Genomic DNA, 17,536 nt, shown 5'->3' on the forward strand with positions numbered 1-17,536 from the left:
CGGAACGCGCTGAAGTCGGAACGCTCTAGAACGCCAGCGCACCCGGGTCGAGCGGGGGCACCAGCCCCTCCGCGGCGGCCCGGGTGAGCAGCGCGCGGACGGCCGCGTAGCCCTCCTCGCCGAGGTCCTCGGTGAACTCGGTGACGTACAGCCCGATGTGCTGCTCGGCGACGTCCAGGTCCATCTCCTGGGCGTGCGCCAGCACGTACCCGCGGCTCGCGGCCGGGTCCGCCCAGGCCTGCCGGACGGAGGAGCGGATCGCGTCGGCGATCTCCCGCAGCCGCTCGGCGCCGAGCGAGCGCCGGGCGACGATCGCGCCCAGCGGGATCGGCAGGCCGGTCTCCCGCTCCCAGGCCTCGCCCATGTCGGCCAGGCTGTGCAGGCCGTACTGCTGGTACGTGAAGCGGGCCTCGTGGATGACCAGGCCGGCGTCCACCCGGCCGTCCCGGACGGCGGGCATGATCTCGTGGAACGGCAGGACGACGATCTCGCCGAAGCCGCCCGGCACCGCCTTCGCCGCCCAGAGCCGGAACAGCAGGTAGGCGGTGGAGCGCTCGGAGGGCACCGCGACGGTCTTCCCGGCCAGGTCGGCGGGGGAGTCCACGCCCGGCAGGGTGAGCACCAGCGGGCCGCAGCCGCGGCCCAGCGCGCCGCCGCAGGGCAGCAGGGCGTACTGCTCCAGGACCCAGGGCAGCGCGCCGTAGCTGATCTTCAGGACGTCCAGCTCGCCGCGCTCGGCCTGCCCGTTGGTGATGTCGATGTCGGCGAAGGTCACCTCGGGGGCGTCCGCCCCGGGCACCAGGCCGTGCGCCCAGGCGTGGAAGACGAAGGTGTCGTTCGGACAGGGCGAGTACGCGATGCTCAGCCGTTCAGCCACGGCCGGCCTCCTCAATCGGTTCGTGGAGCGGATGCCAGCTCGTGGACGGGCAGGGCGGCGAAGGCCCGTTCCAGGGCGGCCAGGGCCTCGCCGATCCGCCAGGCGGCCCGGTCGCGCGGGCCCACCGGGTTGGACACGGTGCGCAGTTCGAGGGCCGGCACGCCGTACCGGGCGGCGGCCTCGGCCACGCCGAAGCCCTCCATCGCCTCGGCGACGGCGCCCGGGTGGCGGGCGGCCAGCGCGGCGGCGCGCTCGGCGCTGCCGGTGACGGTGGAGACGGTCAGCACCGGGCCGGTCACGGCGTCCAGCGCCCGTGCGGCCAGCGCGACGGCGGCCGGCGGCGGGGTGTGCCGGACGGTGCCGAAGCCCAGCTCGGTGACGTCGGCGAAGCCCTCGGGGGTCTCGGCGCCGAGGTCCGCGGCCACGATCGCGTCGGCCAGCACGGTGGCGCCGACCGGGGCGAGCGGGGCGAAGCCGCCGGCGATCCCGGCCGAGACGGCCAGGGCGTACGGGTGGGCCGCCAGCGCGGTGGTGGCGGCGGCCGCGGCGGCGGCCGGGCCGACCCCGGCGGCCAGCACGTCCACCGGCACCGCCAGGGCCCGGTGCAGCGTGCCGCCGGGCAGCGGCAGCGCGGCGGACCCGCCGGGCAGGCCGCGCAGCACCGCCTCGGCCTCGGCGGCGACCGCGACGACGACGAGCAGCCGGGCCCCCGCGGGGTCCGACCGCTCGCCCCGGCCGTCGGCGACGGCGTGCGCGGTCATCGCGGGACCGTCAGCTGTCCTGGGTGTTCAGCTGGAAGTACCAGACGGCGATCGGGGCCTCCTGGTTCGGGTCGCCCTCGACCACGGTCACCACGGTCTTGCCGCTGGAGTTCAGCAGCTTGCCCGCGGCCTGGGCGCCGGACCAGGTCTGGCCCTTGGCGGCCGAGAACAGGCTGTAGCGCCCGCCCTGGTTGGCGGAGCCGCCGTTGGTGAAGGCCCACCAGCCCGTGTCGGCCACGTTCGGCGAGACGCCGACGCCGACCCGGTCGCTGCCCACGACGTCCGAGGAGGGCAGCGAGCCGTCCTTCAGCGCCTTGGTCGCGTCCTCCTGGCACTGCTGCTGCTGGTCCTCGGTGAGCGGGCTGCCGCCGTTCCAGCACAGCGGCTGCGCGACGACCGAGGAGTTGCCCACCGTGAGCGTGGCCTGGTGGGAGATGTGCTCGGTCTGGCCGGCGGCGATGGCGACGGAGGTGCCCACCGTGGCGGCGCCGACCACGACGACGGCGCCGAGGGCGGCGATGGCACGGGAATTGAGGCTCATGCGTCAGAATCTACCGGGCCGGGCCGATCACGCGACGCGGGGGTAGGCACCGCGTGTTGCCGCACCGCCCCGTTCAGGCCACCCGGGGGGTCGCCGGGTGCCGCCGCAGGCCCACCCGGAAGAGCGAGCGGAGCGTCCACAGCAGCGCCAGGCCGACCACCCCGGCGGCGATCGACAGGCCCAGCTCACCGTTCAGCGGCAGCAGGATGCCGACCGCGCCGCCGGCCACCCAGGACACCTGCATCAGGGTCTCCGACCGGGCGAACGCCGAGGTCCGCACCGCCTCCGGGACGTCCCGCTGGATCAGCGCGTCCAGCGCCAGCTTGCCCAGCGAGGCCGCCATCCCGGCCACCCCGGCGACCAGAACCACCGTCACCACGCCGTACCAGAGCGCGGCCGCCGCCGTCACGCAGGTCGCCAGCAGCAGCATCGCGGCGACCGTCGCCTCCGGGCCCCGGGTGCGCAGCCAGGAGCCGAGCACCGAGCCCAGCGCGTTGCCCGTCCCGGCCGCCAGCGCCACCAGGCCCAGCGCCACCGTCGGCCGCAGCCCGCCGATCGGCTCCTCCCGCAGCAGGAAGGCCAGGAACATCACCAGGAAGCCGACCAGCCACTTCATCGCCGACATCGCCCGCAGCGCCAGGATCACCGAGGGGCCGACCGTGCGCAGCGAGGCCTTGACCGGCGGCGGCCGGTGGTGGATCAGGTGCGAGCCCTCGCCGTGCACCTCGGCGTGCAGGACGGCCCGCTGCTCGCCCTTGGCGGAGTCCACCGTGGGCGGCAGGTGGAAGGCCATCAGGGTGCCGACGACGAACACCAGGAAGGCGCCGCGCAGCGGCCAGCCGGGCCCGATCAGGTGCAGCAGCCCGCCCACCGCGGCGGCCACGCCGGTGGCCAGCAGCCCGGCCAGGGTGACCCGGGAGTTCGCCTTCACCAGGGACAGCCGGCTCGGCAGCAGCCGGGGCACCACCACGCTGCGCACCACCCCGTACGCCTTGGACGCGACCAGCACGCCGAGCGCCTCCGGGTAGAGCGCGATGCCGCCGCCGGCGATCACCCCGGCCATCGTCCAGGCCAGCACGGCGCGGGCCAGCATGGCCATCGCCATGGCCGCCCGGCGGCCGTGCGGGAGGCGGTCCAGCAGCGGGCCGACCACCGGGGCGAGGAGGGCGAACGGGGCCATCGTGATCAGCAGGTAGAGCGCGACCCGGCCGCGGGCCTCGCCGGTGGGCACCGAGAAGAAGATGGTGGACGCCAGCGCGATGGTGATCAGCATGTCGCCGAAGGAGTTGAGCGCGTGCAGCTCGATCAGCTTGGCGAGGCCGGACTCGCCCGCGCCCTCGGCGGCGGTGGCCCGGCGGATCCGCCGGCCGGTGCCGTGCACCACCTTGCCGGTGCGGGAGCCGGCGGCGGAGGCGGTGCGGACCAGGAAGTGCCGGCGGGGCTCGGGGACCTCGTCCCCGAACTCGTCCTCGTCCCCGTGCCCGTCCGGCTGCCGCGCGGTCCGGTCGGGGGCTCCCGGCGCCTCCGGGGCCTCGTTCCCGGTCCGGTCCGGGGGGCCGGCGGGCGCCTCGGGGCCGTCCGCCGGCTGCGGTTCGTCCGCGCCGGGGACCGGGGGCTGCTGTCGCGGCACGGCGTCCGCCTGGTCGGGGCTGCCGGCCTGCGGGGCGCGCAGTGCGTGCTGCGACGGGTCGTGGTCCGCCACAAGCCCATCCTGCCCCAGAAACGCCGAGCCGACGCGGGACCGGACTCCGCTCGGCGCGGCCCCGGAGCGGCCGTGTCCGCCCCGGACTGTGCCGGGGCACCGGCCGACGGGTAGCCTGCCCAAGGTCGACCCGCCGGAGCGCCGGGGCGCCGGCAGGCCGGTCGAGCGGCGCGGCCGGTACCCGAGGGGGCTCCCGGTCGCGCAGAATGGACGAGGGACACCGAGCCGCGACGGAACAGGCAACACGCCGTGGGCGACAGAAGAACTGGGAGAGAATCGACGCCGTGAGTGCTGCGATGCGAAGCCGTACCCCCGACCGGCTCTGTGCCGAGGCCGTCGAACTCGCCCGCCAGGCCGCCGAGGAGGCCGTCGGTGCGGAGGCCGTCGGGCCGCACCTGGGCGTCCAGGCCGACGCCGACCGCGTCGTCACCCACACCTTCGAGTGCCTGGACGCGGCCTACCGCGGCTGGCACTGGGCGGTCACCGTCGCCCGCGCCCCGCGCGCCAAGAACGTGACCCTGGACGAGGTCGTGCTGCTGCCGGGCGCCGACGCGGTGCTCGCCCCCGAGTGGGTGCCGTGGAGCGACCGGCTGCGCCCCGGCGACATGGGCCCGGGCGACCTGCTGCCCACCGGCGCCGACGACCTGCGGCTGGAGCCCGGCTGGACCGGCGAGGACGAGCCGGCGCCGAACTCCGCGGTCGCCCTGGTGGACGACGAGGACCTGGTCGTCACCGACCCGCACGTCCAGCCCGCTCCGGCCCGCGCCCGGATCAACGCCGTCGCCGAGGAGCTGGGCCTCGGCCGCAGCCGGGTGCTCTCCCGGCTCGGCCTGCACCTGGCCGCCGAGCGCTGGGAGAAGTCCCACGGCCCGCAGACCCCGATGGCGCAGGCCGCCCCGGCCTCGTGCGCGAGCTGCGGCTTCCTGGTGCCGATCGGCGGCTCGCTCGGGCAGGCCTTCGGCGTGTGCGGCAACGAGTTCGGTCCGGCCGACGGCCAGATCGTCTCCTTCGCGTACGGCTGCGGCGGGCACTCCGAGGCGGCCGTCATCCCGGCTCCGCCGGCGCCGTCCGAGCTGATCCTGGACGAGCTGGTGGTCGAGCCGCTGCCGCTGCACCCGGACCGCGCCTCCGGCTCCGTCGAGCCCGACGGCCCGGCCGAGGAGCTCGGCCACTCCTGAGCCCCGGGCCTTCCCTCGGGTCTGTCTTCCGCGGCCCGCACTGGTCACCGACCGGTGCGGGCCGCGGTGCTGTCCGGACGGTTCCGCGCGGCTCCGGGCGGGTGGCGGGGGCGCCGTCGGCGTCGTCCCGGGGCCGAGGCCGGCGGGGTCCGTGGTCGGGAGCAGTCGGTGGGGCAGGGAAGAATGCCCTACGACGAACAGGGCAGCGGAAGGTGGCAGGTCCAGTGGAACCTCGGATCATCGGCAGCGGCACGGACGAGCACCTCGCGGACCCCTTCGGGAGCGCCGCGCTGCGCCGGCGGGTGCTGGACGCCTGGGCCGCCTCGCCGTCCCGGTTCCGGGAGGACGCCAACGCCGAGGAGGAGCTGGCGCTCGGCGGCTACCGGGACCGCCTGGTGGTCGAGTTGGCGCAGAACGCGGCCGACGCCGCGGTCCGGGCCGGCCACGGCCCCGGCCGGCTGCGGCTGACCCTCGCCGACGGCGTGCTCGCCGCCGCCAACACCGGCGCCCCGCTGGACGCGGCCGCCGTCGAGTCGCTGTCCACCCTGCGCGCCTCCTCCAAGCGCGGCGAGGCGCCCGCCGTGGGCCGGTTCGGGGTCGGCTTCGCCGCCGTCCTCGCGGTCACCGACGAGCCCGCCGTGCTGGGCGCCGGCGGCGGGGTGCGCTGGTCGCTCGGCGAGGCCCGGTCGCTGGCCGGGGCCCAGCCCGAGCTGGCCGAGGAGCTGCGCCGCCGGGACGGCCACGTGCCGCTGCTGCGGCTGCCGTTCGCGGCCGAGGGCACCGCCCCGGAGGGCTACGACACGGTGGTCGTGCTGCCGCTGCGGGACGCCGCCGCCGAGGACCTGACCCGCCGTCTGCTGGCCGGGATCGACGACGCGCTGCTGCTCACCCTGCCCGGCCTGCGCGAGGTCGTGGTGGAGACCCCGGACGGCGTCCGGACGCTCACCCGGGACGCCGCCGAGACCCGCCCGGACGGGGTCACCGAGGTGACCGTCACCGACGACGCGGACGGCCGGCCGCGGCGGACGGTCTGGCAGACCGCCGGCGCCTCCGGCACGCTCGCCGCCGAGCTGCTGGCCGACCGGCCCACCGAGGAGCGCGCCCGCCCGTACTGGACGGTGACCTGGGCCGTCCCGGTCGGCGAGGACGGCGCCCCGCAGCGGCCCCGGATCGCCTCCGTGCTGCACGCGCCCACCCCCAGCGACGAGCCGGTCGGCCTGCCCGCGCTGCTGATCGCCTCCTACCCGCTGGACTCCACCCGCCGGCACGTCGCCCCCGGCCCGCTGGCCGACTTCCTCACCGAGCGGGCCGCCGACAGCTACGCCGAGCTGTTGCGCGCCCGTGGCGCCGACCTCGGCTCGCTCAGCCTCGTCCCGGCCCCGCTCGGCCAGGGCGCGCTGGACAACGCGCTGCGCGCCGGGGTGCTCTCCCGGCTGCCCGACACGCCGTTCCTGCCGCACCCGGCGCCGGTCGAGGAGGGCACGCCCGCGCTGCGGCCCCGGGACGCGACGCTGCTGGAGGGCGCGGACGGCTCGGTGGTCGAGGCGCTCTCGCCGATCTTCCCCGGGCTGCTGCCGGCCGGCCTGGAGCGCCGTACCGAGCTGCGGGTGCTGAACGTGCGCCGGGTGCCGCTGGCCGAGGTGGTGGACCAGCTCGGCGGCCTGGACCGCGAGCCCGCGTGGTGGCGCAACCTGTACGCGGCGCTCGGCGCGGCCGACCCGGAGGCGCTCGGCGCGCTGCCCGTCCCGCTCGCCGACGGGCGGACGGTCACCGGGCCGCGGCGCGTCCTGCTGCCCTCCGAGGACGCCGACTGGGCGGCCTTCCCCGGCTATCCCGGGTCGCTCGCGGGCGCGCTCGCGGCGCTCGACCTGCGGCTGGCCCACCCCGAGGCCGCCCACCCGCTGCTGGCCAGGCTCGGCGCCGGCACCGCCACCCCGGCCGGGGTGCTGGACACCCCCGAGGCGCGGGCCGCCGTCGCCCGTTCCTACGAGCTGGCCGAGGACGACCTCGACGCGGCGCTCGAACTCGCCGACGCCGTCCTGGCGTTGGTGAAGGCCGCCGCCCCGGAGCCGGGTGCCCACCCCTGGCTGGCCCGGCTGGCGCTGCTCGACGACGAGGGCGAGCCCGCCCGGGCCGGCGAACTCGTGCTGCCCGGAAGCCCGTTCGCCGCGCTCGCCCGCGAGGAGGACGCCGGCTGGGTGGACGACGAGCTGCTGGAGCGCTGGGGGTCCGAGGTGCTCGCCGCGGTCGGCGTGCTGGCCGACTTCGTGCTGGTGCGCGCCGAGGACGTGGTGCTCGACCCGGACGACCTGGAGCGGCTCGACCCGACCGTCCCCGCCGACCGCGCGGCCGGCGGCCACCCCACCGGCCTGCTGGACGAGGCGCCGGACGGGCTCGCCGAGTGGGCCGAGGACGCGCTGGAGGCGCTGCAGGCCGACGAGGCGGTCGGCGTCCCGCCGGTGGCCGCCGAGCTGCTGGCCGTGCGCGACCTCGACCTGGTGGACGACGACGCCTGGCCGGAGGCGCTCGCCGCGCTGGCCCGCCCGCCGTACCGGGAGGCCGTGGTCGGCCCGGTGCGCACCCTGCTGCCGGACGGCTCGTACGCCGACCTGCCGCCGTACACCGCCTGGTGGCTGCGCGACCATCCGGTGCTGGCGGGCCGTGAGCCGGCCGGCCTGCGCGCCGCCGGGGCCGACCCGCTGCTGCGCGGCCTGTACGACGAGGCCCGCACCACCCTGGACGAGCAGTTCCTGCACGCGCTCGGGGTGCGCACCACGCTGGCCGCGCTGCTCGCCGAGCCGCACGGGCCGGACGAGGTGCTGGACCGGATGACCGACCCGGACGCCGAGGTCGGCCACCGCCAGCTGCACGGCATCCACACCGCGCTGGCCCGGGTGGACCGCGAGCGGATCGAGCCGCTGGACGTGGTGCGGGCGCTGCCGCCGATGGACCCGGACACCGGGCGCCGGCCGGCCCACACCGTGGTGGTGGACGCCACCGAGGCGGTCGTCGCCGACGCCCCCGACCTGGTCCAGCTGCTGCACCCGTACCCGCTGCTGCCGGTCGCCCCGGCGCTGGCCGCCGACCTCGCCGAGCGGCTGCACGTGTCGCTGGCCAGCGAGGTGGCGGGCGGCCGGGTGCTGTCCGAGGGCGTGCTGCACCGGGTCCCGGCGGTGGTGCGGGAGCTGCTGCCCGGCTGCCCGGTCGCCTACGAGGAGCACGAGGAGCTGCTGGTCGTCGGGCCGGACGGCGGCGAGGCGGCGGTGGACTGGCGCTGGGACACCGGGGCGGACACCCCGGAGCCGCCGTACGACCCGGAGCTGGCCGAGGCCGGCGACGAGGACGACGAGTTCGAGGTCCCGCCGGTGCCCGGCCTGCTGCACGCGGCCACCCCGGAGGGCCTCGCCGCCGGGCTGGCCTGGTCGGTCGGGCAGTGGCACCGCCGCTTCGAGGTGCTGGCCGCGCTCAGCGAGCCCGACCGCGCCTACGAGCTCTCGGCCGCCCGGGACTTCGAGGGCTGAGCCCCGCGGCGCGCACCGGTCGGCCGGTCGGTGCGCGCCCGCAGCCGCCGGTAGACGGCGGTGGTGGCGGTCAGCCAGACCGCGCCGAGCGTCACCAGCGCGGCGGTGCGCAGCGCGGGCGTGGGCCGGACGGTCAGACCGACGCCCGCCATCGCCAGGGCGGCCAGTCCGGCCGCCGCCAAGCCGCCCAGGAAGGCGATGAACGCCTCCAGGTCCCCACCCCTGCGTGCCATTCGGCACCCCCTTCCGGGGTCATCATCGGGTGTGCGCGGGGGGCTTGTCACGCGGTGGCGCGGCCGGCCGGCGGCTCCGTCACTCCATGCCGCGGCGCTTCATCACGCGCCAGGCGATCTCCAGGGCGATGCCGCAGACCACCGCGACGGCGACGCCCGTCAGCGGGTCGCGGTAGCCGACCAGGGAGAGGTCGAAGAACGACTTCAGCGGGGGCACCAGCAGGACCAGGGCGAACGCGCCGCCCATGGCGCCGATCAGCAGCAGCCGCCACCAGTTGTACGGGCGGGCGACGATGGCGAGGACCCAGATGGCGATCAGGAAGAGCGTCAGGGTGGCCACGCTGGTGTCGGCCTTGAGGTCGGTCGCGTGGTCGGTGCGGGCGAGCGTGTAGGCGACGAAGGTGCCGGTGCCGGCGATGGCGCCGCCGGGGACCGCCAGCCGCAGCACGCGCTTCACGAAGCCGGTGCGGGCCCGCTCGTTGTTGGGGGCGAGGGCGAGGAAGAAGGCCGGGATGCCGATGGTCAGCGAGGACAGCACGGTGGAGTGCCGGGGCAGGAACGGGTACGGCGAGTGGGTGAAGATCACCAGGAGTGCCAGCAGGACCGAGTAGACGGTCTTCACCAGGAAGAGTGAGGCGACCCGCTCGATGTTGCCGATCACCCGGCGGCCCTCGGCCACCACCGACGGCAGCGAGGCGAAGGAGTCGTTCAGCAGCACGATCTGGGCGACCGCCTTGGTGGCGTCGGAGCCGGTGCCCATCGCCACGCCGATGTCGGCGTCCTTGAGCGCGAGCACGTCGTTGACGCCGTCTCCGGTCATCGCCACGGTGTGGCCGCGGGACTGCAGCGCCCCGACCAGCTGGCGCTTCTGCTGGGGGGTGACCCGGCCGAAGACGCTGGTCCGGTCGGCGGTCTCGGCGAGCTGCTCCGGGTCGGTGGGCAGGGAGCGGGCGTCCAGCGGGTGGTCGGCGCCGGGCAGGCCCAGGTGGCCGGCCACCGCGCCGACCGAGACCGCCGAGTCGCCGGAGATGACCTTGGCCCGGACCCGCTGGCCCTCGAAGTAGCGCAGGGTCTCGGCGGCGTCCGAGCGCAGCCGCTGCTGGAGCACCACCAGGGCGAGCGGGGTGAGGCCGGCCGCCGGGTCGGGGGAGTCCAGCGGGACGGGGGTGCGGCCCAGCAGCAGCACCCGCAGGCCCTGGGCACCCAGTTCGTCCACCTCGGCCAGGGCCGGGTGCCCGGCGGGCAGCAGCACGTCGGGCGCGCCGAGCAGCCAGCTGGCCTCGCCGCCCTGCGGCTCCAGCAGCTGCACGCCGCTCCACTTGCGGGCGGAGGAGAAGGGCATCGCCTCGATCACCCGCCAGCCGTTCCGGCCGGAGGCGGCGCCGTCGTCGCCGCGCCCGTACGCGTCGATGACCGCCTGCATGGACGGGTTGGGGCGGGCGTCGGCGCCGGCCATCACGGCCAGCGCGTGTTGGACGGTGTCCTTGTCGACGGCGGCGGGCTCCCCGTCGGAGAGCACCCGCAGGTCGACCACGTCCATGCCGCCCTCGGTGAGGGTGCCGGTCTTGTCCAGGCAGACGGTGTCCACCCGGGCCAGGCCCTCGATCGCCGGGAGCTCCTGGACCAGGCACTGCTTGCGGCCGAGCCGGACCACGCCGATCGCGAAGGCGACCGAGGTCAGCAGCACCAGGCCCTCGGGGACCATCGGCACGATGCCGGCCACCATGCGCCGGACGGCCTCGCGCCAGTCCCGGCCCTCGACGGCCAGCTGGCTGATGATCAGGCCGAGGGCGGTGGGGATCAACAGGTAGGTGATGATCCGCAGGATGCTGTCGATGCCGGTGCGCAGCTCCGACTTCACCAGGGTGAACTTGCTGGCCTCCTCGGCGAGCTGGGCCGCGTAGGCCTCGCGGCCGACCTTGGTGGCGGTGAACGCGCCGGCGCCGGCCACCACGAAGCTGCCGGACATCACCTGGTCGCCGGGCTGCTTGAGGACCGGGTCGGGTTCGCCGGTGAGCAGCGACTCGTCGATCTCCAGGCCGTCCGCCTCGGTGACCTCGCCGTCCACGATCACCTTGTCGCCGATGCCGAGCAGCACGGTGTCGTCGAGGACGATCTCGGAGACGCCGACCTGCCGGGCGGTGCCGTCCCGGCGGACCTGCGGGCGGGCCTCGCCGATCAGGGCCAGGCTGTCCAGGGTCTTCTTGGCGCGCAGCTCCTGGATGATGCCGATCGCCGTGTTGGCCACGATGACCAGGCCGAACAGGCCGTCCTGGATCGGACCGACGATCAGGATGATCCCGAACATCACGCCGATGATCGCGTTGAAGCGGGTGAAGACGTTGGCGCGGACGATCTCCCGGGTGGACCGGCTGGACCGTACGGGGACGTCGTTGACCTGGCCCCGGGCGACCCGTTCGGCGACCTCGGCGGTGGTCAGGCCGCCGCGTCGGCCGGGCAGCAGGCCGAGGGGGTGGGCTCCGTCCGGGCGGTCTCCGTCGGCCGGCTGCTCTTCCGCCGGCTGGGCAGGCTGCGTCATGGCACCGACTCTACGGGCGCCTTATGTCCGGTGCGTGCTACTAAAGGACTATTCAGTCCGACCGGGTGGCCGGGTCCTGGCCGTCGTCGCCGGTCGTCCGTTCGGCCGTGTGCGCGGCCGCCTCGGCGGCTTCGGCGGCGCGGCCGCGGGCGATCGCGTCCCGCCGGGCGCGGCAGTACCAGAGGCCGATCAGGCCGAGCAGGCCGCCGGAGAGGCAGATCCACGGCCAGGTGCCGTGGCCGTGCGCCGAGAGGCTGCCCTGGAAGGGGAGCAGGGCGAGGAAGGCGATGAACCACAGCACCGTGCCGCCGCCGACGATGGCGACGTCGTTGGCCTCCAGCGGAGGGGGCGAGGGGTGCAGTGGCGTCTTGGGCATGGGGCCTAGCGTACGGTGCGGTGGGGCGGCTGCGCGGGTGCCGTGACCCCGCGCGGGCTCTACGCGCGAAGATAGCGCGTGTGCGATCGGGAAACGATACTTGAGGCCCTGCGCCCGGCCACCGTCGCCCCGGGCGTTCCCACCCCCTCCTCAGCTCCCCCACAGAGGACGCACGCATGCCTGTGGTCCAGCCGACCACCGAGTCGCCCGAACCCGCCGACGCCGCGCCGCAGCCCCCCACGAGCGCCGTCGACCGCTTCTTCCGGATCAGCGAGCGGGGCTCCACCCTGCCGCGCGAGATCCGCGGCGGTGTCGCCACCTTCTTCACCATGGCGTACATCCTGGTGCTGAACCCGATCATCCTGGCCAGCGGCACGGACGTCACCGGGGCTCACCTGAACAGCGCCCAGCTGGTCACCGCCACCGCCCTCACCGCGGGTCTCACCACCCTGCTGATGGGCGTCATCGGCAACGTCCCGATCGGCCTGGCCGCCGGACTCGGCGTCAACACGATCGTGGCGCTCCAGCTCGCCCCCAAGATGACCTGGCCGGACGCCATGGGCATGGTCGTGCTGGCCGGTTTCGCGATCATGCTGCTGGTCGCCACCGGGCTGCGCGAGCGGGTCATGAACGCCGTCCCGCTCGGCCTGCGCAAGGCCATCGCGATCGGTATCGGCCTGTTCATCAGCCTGGTCGGCCTGGTCGACTCCGGCTTCGTCAGCCGCATCCCGGACGCCGCCCACACCACCGTCCCGCTCCAGCTCGGCGGCAACGGGCACCTGCTCGGCTTCCCGGTGCTGATCTTCGTGATCGGCCTGGTGCTCACCCTGGTCCTGCTGATCCGCAAGGTGCCCGGCGCCATCCTGATCAGCATCGCGGTCTCCACCGCGCTCGCCGCGGTCATCGACAAGGTGGCCGACGTCCCGGCGCTCAAGTGGGGCCTCACCGTCCCGACCTGGCCGGGCAACCCGGTCTCCGCGCCGGACTTCGGCCTGGTCGGCAAGGTCAGCCTGTTCGGCGGCTTCGAGAAGGTCGGCGTGCTGACCGGCCTGCTGTTCGTCTTCACCGTGCTGATGTCCTGCTTCTTCGACGCGATGGGCACCATCCTCGGCGTGGCCGACGAGGCCCACCTGCTGGACGAGAAGGGCGACCTGCCCGGCATCAACAAGGTCCTGATGGTCGACGGCATCGCCACCGCGGCCGGCGGCGCCACCTCGGCCTCCGCCAACACCTGCTTCGTCGAGTCCACCGCCGGCGTCGGCGAGGGCGCCCGGACCGGCTTCGCCTCGATCGTCACCGGCCTGCTCTTCGTGGTGGCGCTCTTCCTCACCCCGCTCGCCACCATGGTCCCGGCCCAGGCCGCCACCCCGGCCCTGATCACCGTCGGCTTCCTGATCCTGGCCAACTCGATCAAGGAGATCGACTGGGCCGACTACACGATCGCGATCCCGGCCTTCCTGACCATCGTGATGATGCCGTTCACCTACAGCATCACCAACGGCATCGGCATGGGCTTCATCGCCTTCTGCGTGCTGCGCCTGGCCGCCGGCCGCGGCCGCGAGGTCCCCGTCCCCATGTACGCGGTGGCGTCGGTCTTCGCCTTCTACTACCTGATGCCGGCCTTCGGCCTGCTCTGACGGCCCCGGCCGGTACTCCGACGGCCCCGTCCTCCCGCTCGGGAGGGCGGGGCCGTCGGTGTTCGCCGCAGCGGGGATTCACACCTTCGGGTTGTTCTGCGGACGGGACGGTCGTGGCGCCTTGCCGGCGAGGGAGGTTCCCGGGTAGGGGCGCGGACCCATGACCGCGTACCCATGACCTGAAAGGAACCAGTCGTGAGCCGTACAACGGCTGCCGCGGTGATCGGCGGCGCAGTCCTCGCTCTGACCATGACGACGGCCCCGGCCGCCTCGGCGCAGCCCGAGGGCCGGGTCGGGCAGATCCAGAACCTCCACTTCGGGCGGTGTCTGGCGGTGAACCCCGACCAGACCGTCGGGCTGGGCCCGTGCGTCCCCGTGCCGCCGTTCCTCTGGGACGTCCCGCGCGAAGGGACGGGGCAGATCCGCAGCCTCGCTGCGAACGCGTGCCTGACGGACGTGGACACCAGCAACCCGTGGGGCCACGCCGTACTCCTCCCGTGCACCGGCGACCTGCGCCAGGTGTGGGAGACCTTCGACTACGACGGTCCGTTCATCAAGAACGTCCTCACCGGCCGGTACCTGAAGGCCAACGACTCCGAGGGCGTCTACGTCGGCAGTCGGACCGGGTCCCACCCGGAGTGGGCCGTCCTCTGACGGACGGCGCCGGGCCGTGCCCGTAGGGCCGGCGGTGGTCGGGCAGTCGACCGCCGCCGGCCCCTTCGTGTTCCGGGGGCGGGTCAGTGGACGCAGAACTCGTTGCCCTCGGGATCTTGCATGACGGCCCAGGCGCCGCCGGGCTCGTCGACGTGGCGGAGGGTGGTGGCGCCGAGGGCGGTGAGGCGGGCGACGGTGGCCTCGCGCTCGCCAGGGCCGGGGTGGACGTCGAGGTGCAGGCGGTTCTTGCCCTGCCGGGGCTCGGGGACGGCCTGGAACAGGACGCGGCGGCCGAGGCCGGTGTCCGAGGCCGGGTCGAACGGGTCCTCGGGGTGGCGGACGGCGGCCAGGGAGCGCCAGGCCGGGTGGCCGTCCACCTCGGTGAGGGACTCCGGGCCGACCGCGCCGGCGGCGAGCAGCCGGGTGATCAGCGCGCCGTGGTCCTCCAGTGTGTACTCCAGGGCGGCGGCCCAGAAGGCGGCCTGGCGGTGCGGGTCGGCGCAGTCGATGACGAGCTTCCAGTGCAGCGGCATGTAACCGTTTTTACCGGTTACCCGGGGGTCGGGCAATGGCCGGCCGTCAGAAGTTGTCAAAAAGGCGCCTGTGTAGGCCAGTTGGCGGTGGGAATACTGGCTGGACGGAGAAGGGGGAGGGGACTCGACCGATGGTGCAACAGGATCCGCCGGGGGGCGTCGAGGCGCAGCTGCTGCCGGAGCTGTTCTGGACGACGGACAAGGCCTCGCTGGACGGCCAGCGGGAGACGCTGCGCTGGTACCGCGGCCTGATCGCGATGCTGGTGGTCGCCGCCGTGATCGGGTCGTTCCCCGACCCGGACGACAAGAACGCCCTCGACATCTGGCCGCTGTTCTCGGTCGCCGCCTTCCTGGTGGCCGGCTACTTCTGGTCCCGGCTGCGCCGCGGCAACCCGCAGGGCCGCTGGTACCAGGCCCGGGCGGCGGCCGAGTCGGTCAAGACGCTGGCCTGGAAGTACACCGTCCGGGCCCGGCCGTTCGACGGTGCGGCCGAGTCCGAGGACACCGACCGCGGCTACCTGCTCCAGGTCGAGGACGTTCTGCGGGCCTTCGAGGACCCGGAGATCGTGCCGCCCGGCAGCGTCGCGGAGATCACCCCGGAGATGCGCCGGCAGCGCGCCGAGAGCCTGACCGCCCGGCGCACGCTCTACCTGCGCACCCGGGTCGAGGGCCAGCGCACCTGGTACCGCTCCCGGGCCGAGGCCTGCGACTCGCAGGCGGTCTCCTGGGGGCTCGGCGTCGCGGTGCTGATCATCGTCGGTGCGGCGGCGGCCATCGCCCAGGCCACCGGCGCGCTGCCGGTGCACGTCTTCGGCGCCACCTCGGCCGCGGCCGCGGCGATCATCGCCTGGACGCAGCTCAAGCAGCTCGGCCCGCTGGCCGCCGCCTACCAACTGGCCGCGCGGGAGCTGGAGAACGTCGGCAACCAGCTGTCCGACCTCGACCTCAAGGCGCCGGACGCCGAGGCCCGTTGGGCCCGGCTGGCGGCCGAGGCGGAGGACGCGGTCTCCCGGGAGCACACCACCTGGCGGGCCCGCCGGGCGTTCCCGCGCTGAGCCGGGCTCGCGGGACGGGCGGGGGCGGGAGCGGCGCAGAGTACTCGACCGGAGCGGGGACTTGGGGAGATCCGGCGAAACGCGGGGTGCGGGTGTGCGGGGTGCGTGAGAGTAGGGCGCCCAGGTGCGGACCGTAATCGTTACGTGTCCATGCCCTGGTTTCATCGCCTGCGCGCGACCCCAGTTCCCGCCGGAGGCCCTCCTTGCGCATTCTCCTGATCGCCAGCGCGTTCAACAGCCTGACCCAGCGCGTCCACACCGGGCTGCGCGAGCGCGGCCACCAGGTCGCCGTCCAACTCGCCCTCGGTGACGAGCAGATGAGGGCGGCGGTGGTCCGCACCGACCCCGAGCTGATCATCTGTCCGATGCTCACCAAGGCCGTCCCGCAGGACATCTGGTCCACCCGGACCGTCCTGATCGTCCACCCGGGGCCCAAGGGCGACCGCGGCCCCTCCTCGCTCGACTGGGCGATCACCGAGGGGGCCGAGCGCTGGGGCGTCACCGTGCTGCAGGCCGTCGAGGAGATGGACGCCGGCGACATCTGGGCGTCCGTCGAGTTCCCCGTCCCGGCCTGCGGCAAGAGCGAGTTGTACCGGGGCGAGCTCGCCGACGCCGCCGTCGAGGCCGTCCTGCTGGCCGTCCAGCGGTACGAGGGCGGGCTGTTCACCCCCGAACCGCTGGACTACGCCCGGCCGGACGTGCACGGCGAACCGCGGCCCCCGCTGCGCCAGGAGGCCCGCCGGATCGACTGGGAGCGGGACGACACCGCCACCGTGCTGCGCAGGCTGCGCGCCGCCGACTCCCAGCCCGGCGTGCTGGACGAGCTGTACGGACGGGAGTTCTTCCTGCACGGCGGCCACCCCGAGGACGAGCTGCGCGGCCCGGTGCCGGGCGCCGTGCTGGCCACCCGGGACGGCGCCATCTGCCGGGCCACCGTGGACGGCGCGGTGTGGATACCGCAGCTGCGCCCGCGCCGCACCCCCGGCGGGCCGGCCACCTTCAAGCTGCCGGCCGCCACGGTGCTCGCCGACGAGCTGTACCGGGTCCGCGAGGTGCCGGTGAGCCCGGAGCGGGCGAGCGGCCGGGACACCTGGTCGGAGCTGCGCTACCACGAGGAGGGCGAGGTCGGGTTCCTCGAATTCGCCTACGCGGGCGGGGCGATGAGCACTGACCAGTGCCGCCGGCTGCTCGCCGCCTACCGGGAGGCGGCCGAGCGGCCGACCTCGGTGCTGGTGCTCGGCGCGCCCCGGGACTTCTTCTCCAACGGCATCCACCTCAACGTCATCCAGGGCGCGGCCTTTCCGGCGCTGGAGTCCTGGGAGAACATCAACGCGATGGACGACGTCGTCGAGGCGGTGCTGACCACGACGGACAAGGTGACGGTGGCGGCCCTGGCCGGGAACGCGGCGGCCGGCGGGCTGATGGCGGCGCTCGCCGCCGACGAGGTGTGGTGCCGGGACTCGGCCGTGCTCAACCCGCACTACCGGCTGATGGGCCTGTACGGCTCCGAGTACTGGACGTACACCCTGCCCCGCCGGGTCGGCGCCGAGCAGGCCGGGCGGCTCACCGCCGAGGCGCTGCCGGTCGGCGCGGACCACGCCCGCCGGATCGGCCTGGTGGACCGTACGGTCGGCGGGGACGCGGCCGGGTTCCGCCGCTGGGTGGCCCGGGAGGCGGCCCGGATCGCCGCCTCGCCGGAGCTCACCGGGCGGCTGGTGGACAAGAAGCGCCGCCGCGCGGCCGACGAGGAGGCCAAGCCGCTGGCCGAGTACCGGGCGGAGGAACTGCGCCGGATGCACGCCGACTTCTACCGGGCGGGCGAGCCGTACCACGCGCTGCGGCGGGACTTCGTGCACAAGGTCTGCCCGGTGGCCACGCCGGAGCACGTGGCGGGGCTGCTCGGGCGGCCGGCTCAGTCGTAGGCGGACC

The 17,536-nt window shown here is 75.1% G+C and carries 14 protein-coding genes; 6 read left to right on the forward strand and 8 right to left on the reverse strand.

Going from position 1 to position 17,536, the window contains the following annotated elements; genetic code table 11:
* Window positions 1-25: 25 nt before the first annotated feature.
* The 4 genes from ACFCY1_RS28210 to ACFCY1_RS28225 form a co-directional block, all read right to left on the reverse strand.
* Complete coding sequence (locus ACFCY1_RS28210) at window positions 26-877, reverse strand: 1,4-dihydroxy-6-naphthoate synthase (RefSeq protein ID WP_079272738.1); 852 nt, start codon at window positions 875-877, stop codon at window positions 26-28.
* A gap of 11 nt (window positions 878-888) precedes the next feature.
* Window positions 889-1,638, reverse strand: coding sequence for a futalosine hydrolase (locus ACFCY1_RS28215; protein WP_375876449.1), 750 nt, complete (start codon window positions 1,636-1,638; stop codon window positions 889-891).
* A gap of 10 nt (window positions 1,639-1,648) precedes the next feature.
* Window positions 1,649-2,179, reverse strand: coding sequence for a hypothetical protein (locus tag ACFCY1_RS28220; RefSeq protein ID WP_049659504.1), 531 nt, complete (start codon window positions 2,177-2,179; stop codon window positions 1,649-1,651).
* Between the two features lie 73 nt (window positions 2,180-2,252).
* The gene (locus ACFCY1_RS28225) at window positions 2,253-3,605 is read right to left on the reverse strand and encodes an MFS transporter (protein WP_049659510.1); all 1,353 of its coding nucleotides are present in this window, start codon (window positions 3,603-3,605) and stop codon (window positions 2,253-2,255) included.
* 572 nt (window positions 3,606-4,177) lie between these two features.
* Between ACFCY1_RS28225 and ACFCY1_RS28230 the strand changes: the two genes are divergently transcribed.
* Window positions 4,178-5,059: a DUF3027 domain-containing protein gene (locus tag ACFCY1_RS28230; RefSeq protein ID WP_049659506.1), complete on the forward strand. Its 882-nt coding sequence runs from the start codon at window positions 4,178-4,180 to the stop codon at window positions 5,057-5,059.
* A 224-nt stretch (window positions 5,060-5,283) separates the two neighbouring features.
* Complete coding sequence (locus tag ACFCY1_RS28235; RefSeq protein WP_375876450.1) at window positions 5,284-8,580, forward strand: sacsin N-terminal ATP-binding-like domain-containing protein; 3,297 nt, start codon at window positions 5,284-5,286, stop codon at window positions 8,578-8,580.
* On the opposite strand, the gene ACFCY1_RS28240 is transcribed toward ACFCY1_RS28235, so the two are convergent.
* From ACFCY1_RS28240 to ACFCY1_RS28250, 3 genes are all read right to left on the reverse strand, one after another.
* A complete protein-coding gene (locus ACFCY1_RS28240) occupies window positions 8,544-8,813 on the reverse strand; it encodes a hypothetical protein (protein WP_049655012.1) in 270 nt (89 codons plus the stop codon). The two genes, ACFCY1_RS28235 and ACFCY1_RS28240, sit on opposite strands and share 37 nt — an antisense overlap.
* A gap of 79 nt (window positions 8,814-8,892) precedes the next feature.
* Entirely contained in the window at window positions 8,893-11,352 is a 2,460-nt protein-coding gene (locus tag ACFCY1_RS28245) for an HAD-IC family P-type ATPase (RefSeq protein WP_049655015.1), read from the reverse strand.
* Between the two features lie 52 nt (window positions 11,353-11,404).
* Complete coding sequence (locus tag ACFCY1_RS28250; RefSeq protein WP_074005466.1) at window positions 11,405-11,728, reverse strand: DUF2530 domain-containing protein; 324 nt, start codon at window positions 11,726-11,728, stop codon at window positions 11,405-11,407.
* 176 nt (window positions 11,729-11,904) lie between these two features.
* On the opposite strand from ACFCY1_RS28250, the gene ACFCY1_RS28255 reads away from it, so the two are divergent.
* Together ACFCY1_RS28255 and ACFCY1_RS28260 are read left to right on the forward strand one after the other, a co-directional pair.
* Window positions 11,905-13,365 (forward strand): NCS2 family permease, encoded by a 1,461-nt coding sequence (locus ACFCY1_RS28255; RefSeq protein WP_049655021.1) that lies wholly within the window; start codon window positions 11,905-11,907, stop codon window positions 13,363-13,365.
* Between the two features lie 195 nt (window positions 13,366-13,560).
* Window positions 13,561-14,019 carry a ricin-type beta-trefoil lectin domain protein gene (locus tag ACFCY1_RS28260; RefSeq protein WP_375876451.1) on the forward strand — a complete coding sequence of 153 codons (459 nt, stop codon included), beginning with the start codon at window positions 13,561-13,563 and terminating at the stop codon, window positions 14,017-14,019.
* A gap of 83 nt (window positions 14,020-14,102) precedes the next feature.
* On the opposite strand, the gene ACFCY1_RS28265 is transcribed toward ACFCY1_RS28260, so the two are convergent.
* Window positions 14,103-14,552, reverse strand: a complete 450-nt coding sequence (locus ACFCY1_RS28265; protein ID WP_375876452.1) for a VOC family protein — start codon at window positions 14,550-14,552, stop codon at window positions 14,103-14,105.
* 131 nt (window positions 14,553-14,683) lie between these two features.
* Here ACFCY1_RS28265 and ACFCY1_RS28270 point away from each other — a divergent pair, with 131 nt between their 5' ends.
* The gene (locus ACFCY1_RS28270; protein WP_049655027.1) at window positions 14,684-15,607 is read left to right on the forward strand and encodes a DUF4231 domain-containing protein; all 924 of its coding nucleotides are present in this window, start codon (window positions 14,684-14,686) and stop codon (window positions 15,605-15,607) included.
* Between the two features lie 203 nt (window positions 15,608-15,810).
* Window positions 15,811-17,529: a hydrogenase maturation protein gene (locus tag ACFCY1_RS28275; protein ID WP_074005468.1), complete on the forward strand. Its 1,719-nt coding sequence runs from the start codon at window positions 15,811-15,813 to the stop codon at window positions 17,527-17,529.
* The last annotated feature ends 7 nt before the right edge of the window (window positions 17,530-17,536 follow it).

Origin of the sequence: Kitasatospora sp. NPDC056273, from assembly GCF_042268845.1 — a bacterium.
GTDB lineage: Bacteria > Actinomycetota > Actinomycetes > Streptomycetales > Streptomycetaceae > Kitasatospora.